The following is a 15401-nucleotide window of genomic DNA, read 5'->3' on the forward strand; positions in this document are numbered from 1 at the left end:
GCACCTCGACAAAAAAGACAATCAGAGGACCGATCAATGCTCGTTCACGCCGTCTCGTACTTCACCCGTTCAGGCTGTTGAGAGCGGTCCGTACCCTTGCGGAGCGCGGGTTTTGTGTGCCCGTCTCCCGACCGATGCGTCGGTTCGCGACTTGAAAGTCATACGCGCACCGATGTGTAACCCCAAAAAAGAAGAGATCCTTGGAGCGAACACAATGAAGAAGCAACTACTGGCGTTGGCCGTCGCGGCCGGGACCCTGGGCCTCAGCCAGATGGCATCTGCCGACTTCGTGGGTGACAGCAAGCTGACCCTCGGCCTGCGCAACTTCTACTTCAACGCGGATCCGCGCGAAGGCACCGGTAACCGCGAAGAGTCCTGGGCCCAGGGCGCGGTACTGAACTACCAGTCCGGCTTCACCGAAGGCGCGGTCGGCTTCGGTCTGGACGCCATCGGCATGGTCGGTCTGCGCCTGGACGGCGGCCGCGGCCACCATCCGAACGGCAGCTCCTTCATCCCCAGTGAGAGCGACGGCAGCGCCGTGGACGACTGGAGCCAAGCTGGCGCCACCGCCAAGATGCGCTTCTCCAAGACCGAACTGCGCTACGGCACCCTGATGCCTAAGCTGCCGGTACTGACCTACAGCGACGGCCGTCTGCTGCCGCAGACCTTCGAAGGCACCCAGATCACCGTCAAGGAGATCGACAACCTGACCCTGACCGGCGGCCTGATCGAGCGCGCCGTGGGCCGTGCCTCGACCAACGACACCGGCCTGTCCATCTCGGGCGCCACCCAGGACAGCAACAAGTTCTGGTTCGCCGGCGGCGACTGGAAAGTCACCAAGGAACTGACCGCGCAGTACTACTACGCAAAACTGGAAGACTTCTACACCCAGCACTTCGTCGGCCTGACCCACGTCCTGCCGCTGGGCGATCAGCAGTCCCTGAAATCCGACCTGCGCTACTTCAAGTCCGACGCCGATGGCCGCAACGATGACAATGTCGTCGGCTCTGGCTATGGCACCAAGGTCGACAACCGCACCTGGAGCGCCGCGTTCACCTACAGCCTGGGCAGCCATGCCTTGATGCTGGGTCATCAGCGCGTCTCCGACGACGGTGCGTTCGTACAGCCCAACCAGGGCACACTGACCAACGAAGGTGCCGGCGGTGCCAGCGTCTACCTGCTGACCGACCGCATGCTGACCTCCTTCACCCGCGCCGGCGAGCGCACCACCTTCGGCCAGTACACCTACGACTTCAGCAAAATGGGTGTGCCGGGCCTGAAGGCCAACGTGGCCTACCTGAAGGGCACCAACATCCAGACCGCTGGCAGCGACCAGAAGGAATGGGAACGTGACGTCGGCGTGGAATACACCCTGCAGAGCGGTCCGGCCAAAGGCCTGGGCATCTCCCTGCGCCACGGCGTGCTGCGTTCGGAAGCCGCTACCGATGGCGACCAGACCCGTATCATCCTGAACTACGCCCTGAACATTCTGTAAGGGCCGTTCACGGCATACGCCGTCTGCGTCATCCGGAAGGCCGCCCTCGGGCGGCCTTCTCCATTTCGGGCGCGGCAACCCGGCGCACCCTACGCGAGAGCTTTGTAAGGCCTTGTGTCCAGACCGGCAATGCCAGCGGCAGGATTGATACCGGTCAACCGCAGGCCGCCATCGAACACCCATCGTCACTCAGGCAGTACAAGCCTGAGGAGCGATAATCATGAAAACACTGATCCTGGCGATGGGGCTGTGCCTGAGCACCCCGCTGTTCGCCGCACCGTCCGACGAGCCCATCCAGCCCATTCAACCGGCCAGCGTCGGCGACCCGAGCAAGGTCGAACTGGGCAAGAAACTGTTCTTCGATCCACGCCTGTCCAAGTCCGGCTTCATCTCCTGCAACTCCTGCCACAACCTGAGCATGGGCGGCAGCGACAACCTGCCGACCTCAATCGGTCATAACTGGCAGCAGGGGCCGATCAACTCGCCCACCGTACTGAACGCCACGCTCAACCTCGCGCAGTTCTGGGATGGCCGCGCCAAGGACCTCAAGGAACAGGCCGCCGGCCCCATCGCCAACCCCGGCGAGATGGCCTTCACCCACGAACTGGCGATGGACGTGCTGCGCTCCATTCCCCAGTACCGTGACGAGTTCAAGAAGGTATTCGGCAACGACGCCTTGACCATCGACCAGACCACCGATGCCATCGCCGCCTTCGAGGACACCCTGGTGACCCCGCACTCGCCGTTCGACCGCTGGCTGCTGGGCGACGACAAGGCCATCAGCCAGACGGCCCGCGAAGGCTATGAGCTGTTCAAGAGCATCGGCTGCGTCGGTTGCCACAATGGCCAGGCAGTCGGCGGCAGCTCCTTCCAGAAAATGGGCCTGGTCGAACCCTACGCGACGCAAAACCCCGCCGAGGGCGTCGCCGGGCTGACCGGCAAGGACGCCGACCGGATGCTGTTCAAGGTTCCCACCCTGCGCAACGTCGAGCTGACCTATCCCTACTTCCACGACGGCGCCTACTGGAAGCTCGAAGAGGCGGTGGACGTGATGGCGCGCCTGCAACTGGGGCGCAAACTGAGCGACGATGAAGTCGGCAAGATCGTCGCCTTCCTCCACACTCTCACGGGCGACCAGCCCAGTTTCGCGCTGCCGATCCTGCCGCCGTCGACCAATGAGACCCCGCGTCCGCAGCCATTCGGCAGCTAGTCGCCGGGACATGCCACGAAAAAGGGGGCCGATGGCCCCCTTCCTGGTTTGTTAGAGCCTGTTGACTCAACTCGCCTCGTTGACCGCACTGAGGAAGGCCCGCGTGCGCTCCTGCCGAGGCTCGCCGAAGAGCACCTGCGGCGCCCCCTGCTCGTGGATGTTGCCCTGGTGGAAGAAGCACACGCGGTCGGCGAACTCTCGGGCGAAGCCCATCTGGTGAGTCACCATCAACATCGTCAGCGAATGCGCCTCGCCCAGGCGGCGGATCACGTTGAGCACTTCGCCACACAGCTCGGGATCCAGCGCCGAGGTTACCTCGTCGAACAACATGACCTTCGGTCGCATCGCCAGCGCACGGGCGATGGCCACGCGCTGCTGCTGCCCACCGGAAAGCTGCGAGGGATAGTGCTCGAGCTTCTCGCCCAACCCCACCATTTCCAGCAGCTCGCGCCCCCGCTCGCGGGCTTCCACCCGTGACAGGCCGAGCACCTGCACCGGTGCCTCCATGACATTGGCCAGCGCATTCATGTGCGGGAACAGGTTGAAGCTCTGGAACACCATGCCGATCTTGCCGCGTACGCGGCGCTGATGGCGCGCATTGGCCGGGACCAGTTGGCCACTGCGGCTGTGCATGTGGGTGAGCGGTTCGCCGTCCACCTCGATGACGCCCTCGTCGATGCCCTCCAGGGTCATCAGGGTGCGTAATAGCGTGGACTTGCCCGAGCCGGACGGCCCGATGATGGCGACCTTTTCGCCGGGCGCCACCTCCAGGTCCAGGCCGTCGAGCACGGTGAAGTTGCCGTAGCGCTTGGTCACGCCCGAGAAGCGCACCATGGGTTCGGTGTGTGGCATGCGGATCTCCGTCGAAGCGTTGCGGGGCGGGCGGCTCATCGCGGCGCCTGCTCCATGCGGTATTCAATGCGGCGCACGCACCAGGCAAGCGCCAAGCTCAGGATCAGGAAGAACAGCCCCACCATCGTGATCGGCTCCAGGTAGCGGAAGCTCTCCGAGCCGATGTTCTTGGCCTGCTGCATGATCTCCACCACGGTGATCGCCGAGAGCACCGGCGTGTCCTTGAGCATCGCCACCAGGTAGTTGCCCAGAGCCGGCAGGACCGGGCGCAACGCCTGCGGCAGGATCACGTCGCGGTAGGCGACCCAGGGGCGCATGTTCAACGCGGTGACCGCCTCCCACTGGCCACGCGGTACCGCATCCAGTCCGGCACGGTAGACCTCGGCGGTGTAGCAGCCGTAGTGCAGGGCGATCGCGGCGATACCCGCCTGCAGCGCGGTCAGGTCGAGCCCGTAGTTGGGCGCCACGTAGAACAGGAAGTACGCCTGGATCAACAAGGGAGTGCTGCGGATGAACTCGATCACGCCGGTCAGCGGCCAGGACAACCAGATGAAGCGGCTGCGCCGGCCGACGGCGAGGAACAGGCCGAGCACCACCGCGATGGCGAAGCCGGCAAAGGTGATCAACAGGGTCTTCAGCGAGGCCTGCAGCAACTGCGGCAGGATGGACAGCGCGAACTGCCAGTCGAACAGGTTCATCGCAGTCCTCCTTGCAGGCGTCCACGCGCCAGCCGGCGTTCGAGCAGGCGCATCGCCAGGTTGATCACCTGCGCCAGGATGAAATAGATGAGCAGCGCCGTGGCGAAGATTTCCAGGGTCATGAAGGTCGCCTGGTCCAGTTGCCGTGCCCGGAAGGTGAGGTCGGAGAGCGTGATCAGCGACACCAGCGAAGTGTTCTTCAGCAACTCGATCAACAGGTTGGTGCCGGGCGGAATCGCCGCAAGCAGCGCCTGCGGCAGGATGATCCGGCGAAAGCGCGTGAACGCCGGGATATTCAGCGCCGTGCAGGCCTCGTACTGCCCTCGCGCCACGGCGCGGATCGCGCCACGCATCACCTCCGCGCCATAGGCGCCGATGTGCAGGCCGAGGCCGAGGATGGCCACCGCATAAGCCGACAGCTCGATGCCGAACGGCGGCATGGGCAGGACGAAATACAGCCAGAAGAGCTGGACCAGCAGCGAAGTGCCACGGAACAGCTCGATGTAGGTCACCGCCAGCCAGCGCAACGGCTTGAATGGCGAGAGACGGCCGAGGGCCGCAACGATCGCCGAAACGATCGCCAGCAGCGAGGCGAAGAAGGTGACCTGCACGGTCACCCAGGTGCCTTGCAGCAACAGGGGAAGGAGTTCACCCATGGTCGGTTCCTGTATCGCTGGGCCGGCAGCTCGCCGGTCCGGATCGAGGGTCTGTTGACGTTTCGCTCGCGAGCCGCGTTGCCGCCAGAAACGGCCTGCGGTCAGGCACTGCCGCGAACGAAACGCCAGCCCCCTGGGACGCGGCCTACTGGCCGGCGCAGAGTTCCGCAGCCGTCTTCTGGGTCAGGTTGGAGGCATCGAAGCCGAAGGGTGCCACCGTTGCCAGGTGCTCCTCGCTGCCCAGCCATTGCTTGAGCTCGGCATTCACCGCATCGCGCAGGGCCGTGTCCTCGGGGCGGAAGGCCAGCGCTCCGTAGCCGGTGTGCGCAGGATCGTCCTTGAACTCGGCGACCGCCTCGACGCCCTCGCCGCCCTTCTGCGCCAGGCCCTTCATGGTCAGCTGGGTGCCTACCGCGGCATCCGCGCGGCCCGCGCGCACCGCCTGAAGCTGGGCGGTGGTATCCGGCACCTGGAGGATCTGCGCATCGTCGATACCCGCCTCGCGGGCATAGCCGAGGTTCACGGTGCCGGCCATGATCGCCAGCTTCGCTCCGCTCTTGGCCACGTCCTCGTAGCTGTGCAGCTTCATCGGGTTCCCCGCCTTGACCAGCAGGGTGTCCGGCAGTTGGTACTGGGGATCGGTGAAGATCACCTGCTTGCAGCGTTCGGGGGTGATGTACATGCCCGCGGCGATCAGGTCGAAACGTCCGGCGCGTAGCCCGGGAATCAGCGAACCCCACTCGGTGAGCACCGGCTCGATGGTTTTCACACCCATGCGCTGGAAAATCTTCTTCACGATTTCCGGCGACTCGCCCGTGACGCTGCCATCGAGAGCGGTGTAGGCGAACGGTGTCTCGTTGGCGTAGCCGATGCGCACGGCGCTGTTTTCCTTGACCTTGTCCAGGGTGTCGGCCTGGGCAAGGGTCGTGGCGACCAGCGCGGCGCAGGCGAGCAGGAGCTGGCGAGGACGGAACGGGGTGGCGCTGCTCATCATGTGTATCTCCTGTTTCTTGTGCGGCCGGGGACGGCCGTCGATAGCTGTTAGGAGGCAGATTCGGGAAGCGTCGGACAGGCGGGCCTGCCAGGTACGGTCACCGACCTTCTGCGAGGCGTGTCCCGTTCCTTGGACTGGAGCATACAAAAGCCCCCAGCCCGCCGACATTGCACTAGGACAATTGCCCTGGATGACCTGGGACGGCATGCTGATCCCGCCGCACAGGAGCCCACCATGCACGCCTGGAAAGAAGCCCTGAGCGCCGCCCAAGGCGGCGTCTCCAAGTACAAGTTATTGGTCACCGCGATCACCGCGGACATCGAGCGTGGCGCGCTGCAGGATGGCGAACGCCTGCCGCCGCAGCGCCAGCTCGCCGACAGCCTGGGCATCAGTGTGCAGACCGTCACCAATGCCTACAAGGAACTCGAACGCCTCGGCCGCGTACGCTGCGAAGTGGGGCGCGGCAGCTTCGTCAGCCGGCGCAGCAGCGAGCGGGTCTCCACCTCGATGCTCGACTACAGCGAGCAGGCGCTGCTCGACTGTTCCAGCGCGCACCTGCTGCATACCCAGACCCACGATCAGCTGTGGCGGCAGACCTGTCGAGAACTGGCCGATGAAGAGCGGCAGCCGTGGATTCAGGCCTTTCGTCCGATCGCCGGCTTCGAGTCCCACCGCGAAGCCGGCAGTCGCTGGCTGGCGCGCCTGGGCCTGAGGGTCGAGCCTCGCGACCTGTTGCTGACCAACGGCGCGGCCCATGGCATCTTCCTGGCCCTGGCCTCGCTCGCCGGGCCGGACGACACCGTACTCTGCGAAGGCCTCACCGACCATGGCGCGATCGGTAGCGCCCAGGTGCTGGGGTTCAATCTCAAGGGCGTGGAGATGGATCGCCACGGCCTGGACCCGGAGCACTTCGAGGACCTGTGCGGCAACGAACGGATCACCGCGCTGGTCTGCACGCCGAACCTGAACAACCCCACCAGCGCCGTCATGCCCGACGCGCGGCGCCGGGAAATCGCCGCCATCGCCCGCCGCTACGGCGTCTACGTGGTCGAGGACGATGTCTACGGCGCACTGCTCGCCGATCGACCGGCGGCAGCGCCGATCGCCCATTACCTGCCGGAGTTGACCTTCTACGCCACCAGCATGACCAAGAGCGTGCTCACCGGCCTGCGCCTGGGCTACCTGGCGGTACCGCGGCGCCTGGCCTTGCGCAGCGAGAGCATCCTGCGGGTCAGCAGCTGGATGGCCGCGCCGCTGCTCGGCGAGATCGCCAGCCGCTGGATCGATGGCGGCCAGGCGGACGAGCTGGTGGCCCTGCAACGCCGCCTGCTGGAAGCTCGCCAGGGCGCGCTGCGCGAAATCCTCGGCGAACACCTGCGCAGCACCCACGAGCGCTCCCTCAACAGCTGGCTGGAGGTGCCCGGCCACTGGGAGGTCGATGCCCTGGTGCGCGAGCTGCGCCGCCGCAACCTGGCGCTGACCCTGCCCGATCCGTTCATGCCGCCGGGGGTCCCGCGGCCACGCGCAGTACGCCTGTGCGTAGGCGCCGAATGCGACGAGCGCCGCTTCCGTCAGGGCCTGCGCCAGGTCCGCGAGGTCTTCGAGCAATATCCCAAGGTGCATGAGTACTAGAAAAATCGTCCTAGTACATTAATCGCGACAATTCCCCGCTCTTAGACTCGGCGGCATCTGGACTTCCGGAATCCGCCGCCATGCCCTCCCTCAGCTTCGAAGACGTGCAGCAGGCGCGCCAGCGCATCGCCGCGCTGGTCCGCCGGACTCCACTGGAGCACTCACCCAGCCTGAGTCGTCTGGCCGGTGTGCCGGTGTGGTTGAAGCTGGAGTCGCAGCAGGCCACCGGCAGCTTCAAGCTGCGCGGTGCGAGCAACGCCGTGGCACAACTGGATGACGCGCAGAAGCGTCTCGGCGTGGTCACCGCCTCTACCGGCAACCATGGCCGCGCGCTGGCCTACGCCGCGTCGCAGCAGGGCGTGAAGGCCATCGTCTGCCTGTCCGAGCTGGTGCCGCAGAACAAGGTGCGCGCCATTCGCGAGCTGGGCGCCGAGGTGGTCATCAGCGGTCGCAGCCAGGACGACGCCCAGCTCCAGGCCCTGCGCATCGCCCGCGAACAGGGTGCCGCGTTCATCCCGCCGTTCGACCACCCGCAGGTGATCGCCGGCCAGGGCAGCCTGGGGCTGGAGATTCTCGAACAGTGTCCGGACGTCTGGGAAGTGCTGGTGCCGCTGTCTGGCGGCGGCCTGTTCGCCGGCGTGGCGCTGGCACTCAAGACCGCCAACCCGGCCATTCGCGCCCACGGTATCAGCATGCGGCGCGGCGCGGCGATGCACGCCAGCCTGCAGGCTGGAACGCCCGTGGAGGTGGAGGAGTTACCGACCCTGGCGGATTCGCTCGGCGGTGGTATCGACCTGAACAACCGCTACACCTATGCCCTCACCCGCGAACTGTGTGACCAGGTCCACCTGCTCGACGAGGCCTCCATCGCCCGCGGCATCCGCCACGCCTATCGCGAGGAACGACTGGTGGTCGAGGGTGCCGCGGCCGTCGGCATCGCCGCCGTGCTCGATGGCCTGATCGAGCCACGCGGGTCGATGGTGCTGGTGATCAGCGGGCGCAACATCGATATCGATCAGCACCTACGCGTCATCAATGGCGCTGAAGCCTGAGGAGTTGCCATGGCCAAGACCCTGATTCTCAACCAGGCCGACCTGCGCGCCTGCGTCGGCCTAGACCACGACAGCCTGGCGGTGGTGGAAAACGCCTTCCGTCTGCTCGCCACCGCCGCCGTGGCCATGCCGCCGATCCTGCGTCTGGACGTGCCCGAGCACAACGGCGAGGTGGACGTGAAGACCGCCTACCTGCCCGGCGTGGCGCATTTCGCGATTAAGGTCAGTCCCGGCTTCTTCGACAACCCCAAGCTCGGCCTGCCCAGCCTCAACGGCCTGATGATGCTGTTCTCGGCGCAGACCGGCCTGGCCGATGCGCTGCTGCTGGACAACGGCTACCTCACCGCCGTGCGCACCGCCGCCGCTGGCGCCATCGCGGCCAAATGGCTCGCCCGCGAAGACGCCCGGGTGGTCGCCATCCTCGGTGCCGGCGAGCAGGCGCGCCTGCAGTTGCAGGCCCTGCGCCTGGTGCGCGAGGTGCGCGAGGTGCGCATCTGGGCCCGTGATCCCGCCAAGGCCCTGGCCATGGCCGCCGAACTGGACGATGCGCGCGCGGTGGACAGCGTCGACGCGGCGCTGGATGGCGCCGATATCGCCATCACCACCACGCCCAGTCGCGAGCCGCTGATCCAGCCGCGGCACCTGCGCCCCGGCCTGCACATAACCGCCATGGGCTCGGATGCCGAGCACAAGAACGAGATCGCCCCCGCCGTGCTGGCGCGGGTCGACGCCTATGTCGCCGATCGCCTGAGCCAGACCCGCGTACTCGGTGAGCTGAATCACGCCATCGCCGCGGGCCTGGTACAGGCCCAGGAAGACTTCGCCGAACTCGGCCAGGTCATCGCCGGCCAACGTCCGGGCCGTACCGCTCCCGAGCAGATCACCCTGTGCGACCTGACCGGCACCGGCGCCCAGGACACCGCCATCGCCAGCTTCGCCTACCAACGTGCAGTCGCGGCGGATAAAGGCTTCCGTTTCGACTCCTGAATTCGTTCCATCACGAGGGGCACCCGCAATGTCCGAAATCGTCGTCAACCTCCCCTTCAGCCGGGAGGAATATGCCCAGCGTCTGGCCAAGACGCGCAGCGCCATGCAAGCCAGGGGCATCGAACTGCTGATCGTCACCGACCCCTCCAACATGGCCTGGCTCACCGGCTATGACGGCTGGTCGTTCTACGTGCACCAGTGCGTGCTGTTGGCGCTCGACGGCGAGCCGGTCTGGTATGGCCGTGGCCAGGATGCCAACGGCGCCAAGCGCACGGTGTTCATGGAGCAGAGCAACATCGTCGGCTACCCCGATCACTACGTGCAGTCCACCGAGCGCCACCCGATGGACTACCTGTCCAAAGAGGTCATCGCCGCACGTGGCTGGGACAGGCTCTGCGTTGGCGTGGAGATGGACAACTACTACTTCAGCGCCGCCGCCTACGCCTCGCTGCAACGCCACCTGCCCCGCGCACGCTTCGTCGACGCCACCGCGCTGGTCAACTGGCAGCGGGCGATCAAGTCGCCCACCGAGATCGGCTACATGCGCATCGCGGCGAAGATCGTCGAAAAGATGCACGCGGCGATCTTCGACAAGATCGAGCCGGGCCTGCGCAAGAACGAGCTGGTCGCCGAGATCTACCGCACCGGCATCCTCGGCGCGGACGGCCATGGCGGTGACTACCCGGCCATCGTGCCGTTGCTGCCCACCGGGGCGGACGCCAGCGCGCCGCACCTGACCTGGGACGACTCGCCAATGCTCGGCGGCGCCGGCACCTTCTTCGAGATCGCCGGCTGCTACAAGCGCTACCACTGTCCGCTGTCGCGCACCATCTACCTGGGCAAGCCGCCACAGCATTTCCTCGACGGCGAGAAGGCCGTGGTCGAAGGCATCGCCGCCGGCCTCGACGCCGCCAAGCCGGGCAACACCACCGGCGACATCGCCCGCGCCTTCTTCAAGGTGCTGGAGAAATTCGGCATCCACAAGGACAGCCGCTGCGGCTATCCGATCGGTATCAGCTACCCGCCGGACTGGGGCGAACGCACCATGAGCCTGCGCCCGAGCGACGAGAGCGTGCTGCAGCCGGGGATGACCTTCCACTTCATGCCGGGCCTGTGGCTGGACGACTGGGGCCTGGAAATCACCGAATCGATCCTGATCACCGACAGCGGCGTGGAAACCCTCTGCGACGTGCCGCGCAAGCTGTTCGTGAAGGACTGACGCCATGACCGACGTCCTGCGTGACAACCCCATCAGCCCTACGGTCGATTTCGAGCGAGACGGCGTGCAACACGGCTTTCTCAAGCTCCCCTATTCCCGTGACGATTCGGCCTGGGGCGCGGTGATGATCCCGGTGACCGTGGTGAAGAACGGCAGCGGCCCCACCGCGCTGCTTACCGGCGGCAACCACGGCGATGAATACGAAGGCCCGTTGGCGCTCACCAAACTGGCCCAGCGCCTGCGCGCCGAGGACGTCACTGGCCGGGTGATCATCGTGCCGTTCATGAACGCGCCCGCGGTGCAGGCCGGCAGCCGCACCTCGCCGATCGACAAGGGCAACCTCAACCGCAGCTTTCCCGGCAAGCCGGACGGCACGGTGACGCAGAAGATCGCCGACTACTTCCAGCGCACCCTGCTGCCCATGGCCGACGTGGTTCTGGACATCCACTCCGGCGGCAAGACCCTGGACTTCCTGCCCTTCGCCGCCTGCCACGTGCTCCCGGACAAGACCCAGGACGCCGCCTGCGCCGCCGGCATGCGCGCCTTCGCCGCGCCCTACTGCATGCGCATGCTGGAGCTGGACGCGGTAGGCATGTACGACACCGCCGCCGAGGAGCTGGGCAAGGTGTTCGTCACCACCGAACTGGGCGGCGGCGGCAGCAGCACGGCGAAGAGCCTGGCGATCGCCGAGCGCGGCGTGCGCAACCTGCTGATCCATTTTGGCCTGCTACGGGGCGAGATCGAGGCGGGCGAGTCGCTGATGCTCGACATGCCCGACGGCGACTGCTTCGTCGCCAGCGAGGACGAGGGTCTGCTGGAGATGTGCCGGGACCTCGGCGAACAGGTCGAGAAAGGCGAGGTCATCGCCCGCGTGCACAGTGCGCGGCGCACCGGCGTGGCCGCCAGCGAGTACCGCGCCAAGCGCAGCGGCCTGCTCGCCGCACGGCACTTCCCCGGCCTGGTCAAGGCCGGCGACACCCTGGCGGTGGTCGCCGAAGTCGTAGAGCCCGTGGCGTAGCCACGCTCGCGCGTTCATCCCACCCGAGAGAGTCCGCGATGCACAAGCTAGACCGCTACGACCTGAAGATCCTGCGCATCCTCGCCGAGGACGGGCGGATCACCAAGTCGGCCCTGGCCGAGGCCATCAACCTGTCGGTGGCGCCGGCCTGGGAGCGCGTGCGCAAGCTGGAGAACGCCGGCCTGATCAGCGGTTATCGGGCACAGATCGACTGGGGCGCGCTGTTTCGCTCCCAGCAGGTTCTGGTGGAAATCACCCTGGCGCGGCACACCGCCCAGGACATGCGGCGTTTCGAGGAGCGCCTGGCGCAGGCCCCGGAAGTCGCCTTCTGCTACGCCACCGGCGGCGGCATCGACTACCTGGCGATGATCCGTGCCCGCGACATCGATCACTACCAGCGCTTCATCGATGCGCTGCTGCTCGAGGACCTCGGCATCGAGCGCTATTTCACCTACATCGTGACCAAGACCGTACGCGCCGATGCCAGCGCGCCGGGCGATCTGCAGCACCTGGAGTAGCACCGAAAAAAAACCATCGGCGGCGGCGGCAAACGAAAAAAAGCCAAGGTGTCGGGCCCGTTTGCCAAAAGAACCGCGACGCGCAAATCCCTAGCCTATCTCCCATGCCCTCAGCTCTGGAGACCCGCCATGCCCCTCGACCATCCCTTGCTGTTCAAGTCGCTCTGCTACGTCGATGGACATTGGCTGCACAGCGAAGACGGCGCCAGCGTCGCCGTGCAGAACCCCGCCGATCAGAGCCTGATCGGCCACGTGCCGATGCTCTGCCGACAGCAGATCGTCGCGGCGGTGGATGCCGCCCAACGCGCCTTTCCCGCCTGGCGCGATAGCGCGCTGGAGACCCGCGCGGGCGTGCTTCGGCGCTGGGCCGAGCTGATCCTGCAGCACCAGGAAGACCTCGCCCGCATCCTCAGCCAGGAGCAGGGCAAGCCGCTGGCCGAGGCACGCGGCGAAATCCGCTATGCCGCGAGCTTCATCCCCTGGTTTGCCGAAGAGGCACGCCGGCTCTACGGGCAGAACATTCCCAGCCACATCCCCGGTGCCCAGCTTGGCACGCTGAAGGAGCCCGTCGGTGTCTGCGCCCTGCTCACGCCCTGGAACTTCCCCAGTGCGATGATTACCCGCAAGGCCGCGGCAGCCCTGGCCGCCGGTTGCACCGTGGTGGTCAAGCCGGCGCACGAAACGCCCTATTCCGCCTTCGCCCTGGCGCAACTGGCCGAGGAGGCGGGCTTTCCCGCGGGCGTGTTCAACGTGGTGCTCGGCGAGCCGCAGATGGCCATGGAGACCTTGGTCAAGGATTCGCGGGTACGCTCGGTGAGCTTCACCGGCTCGACCCGCGTGGGCAGGCTGGTGTTGCAGGCCGCCGCGACGGACGTGAAGAAGGTGGCCCTGGAGCTGGGCGGCAACGCGCCCTTCATCGTGTGCGCCGATGCCGATCTCGATCACGCCGTGCAGGTGGCGCTGGACGCCAAGTTCCAGACCTCCGGGCAGGACTGCTGTGCCGCCAACCGCATCCTGGTGCAGCGCCCGGTCTACGAGGAATTCCTGCAGCGCTTCGCCAAGGCCGTACGCGGACTGCGTGTGGGGCCGGGCAGCGACGAGCGCAATCAGATCGGTCCGCTGATGCACCAGGCTGCGCTGGACGCGACGGCCGCCCGGGTGGCCGATGCCATCGAGCAGGGTGCGCGCCTGCTGGTCGGCGGCGAGCCGCACGCGCTGGGCGGCTGGTACTGGCAGCCAACGCTGCTGGCCGACGTCAGCGACGCCATGCAGATCTACCGCGAGGAGAACTTCGCGCCCATCGCCGGCGTGCGCGCCTTCGATAGCCTGGACGAGGCCGTGGCCATGGCCAACGACACCGAATATGGCCTGGCCGCCTACATTTGTTCCAACCGCCTGGACATCGTCCACCCGCTGATCCGCCGCCTCGACCACGCCATGGTCGCGGTCAACGGCAGCAAGTTCACCGGCCACCCGATTCCCTTCGGTGGCATGAAAGCCTCCGGCCTGGGCCGCGAGGGTGGCACGGAGGGCTTCGAGCCCTTCGTCGAGACCAAGTACTTCTGCATTCATCACCAGGGCCAGCGTTACTGAGCCTGAGCCAATCCGGAGGATTTTCCATGAGCCATTACGACGAGCTGTTCGAACAGGACCGTGCCCACTTCATGCACCCGTCCACCCATGCCCACGACCACGCCAGCGGCGCCCTCAAGGGCCGCATCATCAAGGGCGCCTCGGGCATTCGCATCCAGGACCACGAAGGCCGCGAGCTGATCGATGCCTTCGCCGGCCTGTACTGCGTGAACATCGGCTACGGCCGCACCGAGGTGGCCGAGGCCATCTACAAGCAAGCCAAGGAACTCGCCTACTACCACACCTATGTCGGCCACTCGACCGAGGCCATCATCGAGCTGTCAGCGCGCATCATCGACTGGGCGCCGCAAGGCATGAAGAAGGTCTACTACGGCATGTCCGGCTCGGATGCCAACGAGACCCAGATCAAGCTGGTGCGCTACTACAACAACGTGCTCGGGCGCCCGGCGAAGAAGAAGATCATCTCCCGCCAGCGCGGCTACCACGGCTCGGGCATCATGACCGGTAGCCTCACCGGCCTGGCCAGCTTCCACCAGCACTTCGACCTGCCGCATGCCGACGTCAAGCACGCCGCCTGCCCGCACTTCTACAAGGCCCCGGCCGGCATGGACGAGGCGGCCTTCGTGCGCCATTGCGCCGAGGACCTGGAGCGCCTGATCCTCGCCGAGGGCCCGGATACCGTGGCCGCCTTCATCGGCGAGCCGGTGATGGGCACCGGCGGCATCATCGTGCCGCCCAAGGGCTACTGGGAAGCGATCCAGGCGGTACTGGCCAAGTACGACATCCTGCTGATCGCCGATGAAGTGGTCTGCGCCTTCGGCCGCCTGGGCACGCCGATGGGCAGCCAACTGTTCGGCATGCGCCCGGACCTGATCACCACCGCCAAGGGCCTGACCAGCGCCTATGCGCCGCTGTCGGCGGTGATCGTCGGCGAGAAGGTATGGGACGTGATCGAAGCGGCGTCCAGCCGCGATGGTGCCATGGGCCACGGCTGGACCTACTCGGGCCATCCGATCTGCGCCGCCGCGGCGCTGGCCAACCTGGATATCCTGGAGAAGGAGAACATCACCGCCAACGCCGCCGAGGTCGGAGCCTATCTCGGCCAGCAGTTGCGCCAGACCTTCGAAGGCCATCCGCTGGTCGGCGAGGTACGCCACGTGGGCATGCTCGCGGCCCTGGAGTTCATGGCCGACAAGGACGCCCGCACGCCCTTCGATGCGGCGCTGAAAGTGGGCCCGCGCGTCTCGGCCGCCTGCCTGGAGCGCGGCATGATCGCTCGCGCCATGCCCCACGGCGACATCCTCGGCTTCGCCCCGCCGCTGGTACTGACCAAGGCAGAAGCCGACGAGGTGGTGGGCATCGCCAAGGCCGCAGTGGACGCGGTGGCGAGCGAGGTGCTCTGAAAGCCCATTCAGCCAGCCGTTTGCTCGAACGCGCGTTGCCGCGGGCGATCGCCTAGGCGTCGCTCAGCGCAACC

The 15401-nt window shown here is 66.5% G+C and carries 14 protein-coding genes; 10 read left to right on the forward strand and 4 right to left on the reverse strand.

The genetic code is table 11. The features are described from left to right. Positions 1–214 precede the first annotated feature (214 nt). Both ACYRGX_RS02225 and ACYRGX_RS02230 read left to right on the forward strand, forming a co-directional pair. A complete protein-coding gene (locus ACYRGX_RS02225) occupies positions 215–1495 on the forward strand; it encodes an OprD family porin (RefSeq protein WP_473054990.1) in 1281 nt (426 codons plus the stop codon). 220 nt (positions 1496–1715) lie between these two features. Further along, entirely contained in the window at positions 1716–2705 is a 990-nt protein-coding gene (locus ACYRGX_RS02230; RefSeq protein WP_473054991.1) for a cytochrome-c peroxidase, read from the forward strand. A gap of 66 nt (positions 2706–2771) precedes the next feature. Here ACYRGX_RS02230 and ehuA read toward each other — a convergent pair whose 3' ends face one another. The 4 genes from ehuA to ehuB form a co-directional block, all read right to left on the reverse strand. Next, complete coding sequence (ehuA, locus tag ACYRGX_RS02235; RefSeq protein WP_473054992.1) at positions 2772–3557, reverse strand: ectoine/hydroxyectoine ABC transporter ATP-binding protein EhuA; 786 nt, start codon at positions 3555–3557, stop codon at positions 2772–2774. A 35-nt stretch (positions 3558–3592) separates the two neighbouring features. Further along, positions 3593–4255 (reverse strand): ectoine/hydroxyectoine ABC transporter permease subunit EhuD, encoded by a 663-nt coding sequence (gene ehuD, locus ACYRGX_RS02240; RefSeq protein ID WP_473054993.1) that lies wholly within the window; start codon positions 4253–4255, stop codon positions 3593–3595. Then, complete coding sequence (gene ehuC, locus ACYRGX_RS02245) at positions 4252–4911, reverse strand: ectoine/hydroxyectoine ABC transporter permease subunit EhuC (RefSeq protein WP_473054994.1); 660 nt, start codon at positions 4909–4911, stop codon at positions 4252–4254. The genes ehuD and ehuC overlap by 4 nt, the downstream gene beginning before the upstream one ends. 145 nt (positions 4912–5056) lie before the next feature. Beyond that, positions 5057–5902, reverse strand: coding sequence for an ectoine/hydroxyectoine ABC transporter substrate-binding protein EhuB (gene ehuB / locus ACYRGX_RS02250; protein ID WP_473056615.1), 846 nt, complete (start codon positions 5900–5902; stop codon positions 5057–5059). A gap of 237 nt (positions 5903–6139) precedes the next feature. On the opposite strand from ehuB, the gene ehuR reads away from it, so the two are divergent. The 8 genes from ehuR (at position 6140) to ACYRGX_RS02290 (ending at position 15327) form a co-directional block, all read left to right on the forward strand. Beyond that, complete coding sequence (gene ehuR / locus ACYRGX_RS02255) at positions 6140–7537, forward strand: MocR-like ectoine utilization transcription factor EhuR (protein ID WP_473054995.1); 1398 nt, start codon at positions 6140–6142, stop codon at positions 7535–7537. 80 nt (positions 7538–7617) lie between these two features. Beyond that, complete coding sequence (eutB, locus tag ACYRGX_RS02260) at positions 7618–8589, forward strand: hydroxyectoine utilization dehydratase EutB (RefSeq protein WP_473054996.1); 972 nt, start codon at positions 7618–7620, stop codon at positions 8587–8589. 9 nt (positions 8590–8598) lie between these two features. Further along, a complete protein-coding gene (eutC, locus tag ACYRGX_RS02265) occupies positions 8599–9576 on the forward strand; it encodes an ectoine utilization protein EutC (protein WP_473054997.1) in 978 nt (325 codons plus the stop codon). A gap of 28 nt (positions 9577–9604) precedes the next feature. Next, positions 9605–10795: an ectoine hydrolase DoeA gene (gene doeA, locus ACYRGX_RS02270; protein ID WP_473054998.1), complete on the forward strand. Its 1191-nt coding sequence runs from the start codon at positions 9605–9607 to the stop codon at positions 10793–10795. A gap of 4 nt (positions 10796–10799) precedes the next feature. Next, complete coding sequence (gene doeB, locus ACYRGX_RS02275; RefSeq protein ID WP_473054999.1) at positions 10800–11813, forward strand: N(2)-acetyl-L-2,4-diaminobutanoate deacetylase DoeB; 1014 nt, start codon at positions 10800–10802, stop codon at positions 11811–11813. Positions 11814–11851: 38 nt separating this feature from the next. Then, positions 11852–12331 carry an Lrp/AsnC family transcriptional regulator gene (locus ACYRGX_RS02280; protein WP_473055000.1) on the forward strand — a complete coding sequence of 160 codons (480 nt, stop codon included), beginning with the start codon at positions 11852–11854 and terminating at the stop codon, positions 12329–12331. A 129-nt stretch (positions 12332–12460) separates the two neighbouring features. Further along, entirely contained in the window at positions 12461–13924 is a 1464-nt protein-coding gene (locus tag ACYRGX_RS02285; RefSeq protein ID WP_473055001.1) for an NAD-dependent succinate-semialdehyde dehydrogenase, read from the forward strand. Positions 13925–13950: 26 nt separating this feature from the next. After that, positions 13951–15327 carry an aminotransferase gene (locus ACYRGX_RS02290; RefSeq protein WP_473055002.1) on the forward strand — a complete coding sequence of 459 codons (1377 nt, stop codon included), beginning with the start codon at positions 13951–13953 and terminating at the stop codon, positions 15325–15327. Positions 15328–15401: the final 74 nt, after the last annotated feature.

Source organism: Pseudomonas sp. R4-15 (assembly GCF_055768815.1).

Bases quoted from the DNA above. Each gene is read 5' to 3' on its own strand.
- ACYRGX_RS02225 (WP_473054990.1), top strand. From the start codon at position 215: ATGAAGAAGCAACTACTGGCGTTGGCCGTCGCGGCCGGGACCCTGGGC.
- ACYRGX_RS02230 (WP_473054991.1), top strand. From the start codon at position 1,716: ATGAAAACACTGATCCTGGCGATGGGGCTGTGCCTGAGCACCCCGCTG.
- ehuA (WP_473054992.1), bottom strand. From the start codon at position 3,557: ATGCCACACACCGAACCCATGGTGCGCTTCTCGGGCGTGACCAAGCGC.
- ehuD (WP_473054993.1), bottom strand. From the start codon at position 4,255: ATGAACCTGTTCGACTGGCAGTTCGCGCTGTCCATCCTGCCGCAGTTG.
- ehuC (WP_473054994.1), bottom strand. From the start codon at position 4,911: ATGGGTGAACTCCTTCCCCTGTTGCTGCAAGGCACCTGGGTGACCGTG.
- ehuB (WP_473056615.1), bottom strand. From the start codon at position 5,902: ATGAGCAGCGCCACCCCGTTCCGTCCTCGCCAGCTCCTGCTCGCCTGC.
- ehuR (WP_473054995.1), top strand. From the start codon at position 6,140: ATGCACGCCTGGAAAGAAGCCCTGAGCGCCGCCCAAGGCGGCGTCTCC.
- eutB (WP_473054996.1), top strand. From the start codon at position 7,618: ATGCCCTCCCTCAGCTTCGAAGACGTGCAGCAGGCGCGCCAGCGCATC.
- eutC (WP_473054997.1), top strand. From the start codon at position 8,599: ATGGCCAAGACCCTGATTCTCAACCAGGCCGACCTGCGCGCCTGCGTC.
- doeA (WP_473054998.1), top strand. From the start codon at position 9,605: ATGTCCGAAATCGTCGTCAACCTCCCCTTCAGCCGGGAGGAATATGCC.
- doeB (WP_473054999.1), top strand. From the start codon at position 10,800: ATGACCGACGTCCTGCGTGACAACCCCATCAGCCCTACGGTCGATTTC.
- ACYRGX_RS02280 (WP_473055000.1), top strand. From the start codon at position 11,852: ATGCACAAGCTAGACCGCTACGACCTGAAGATCCTGCGCATCCTCGCC.
- ACYRGX_RS02285 (WP_473055001.1), top strand. From the start codon at position 12,461: ATGCCCCTCGACCATCCCTTGCTGTTCAAGTCGCTCTGCTACGTCGAT.
- ACYRGX_RS02290 (WP_473055002.1), top strand. From the start codon at position 13,951: ATGAGCCATTACGACGAGCTGTTCGAACAGGACCGTGCCCACTTCATG.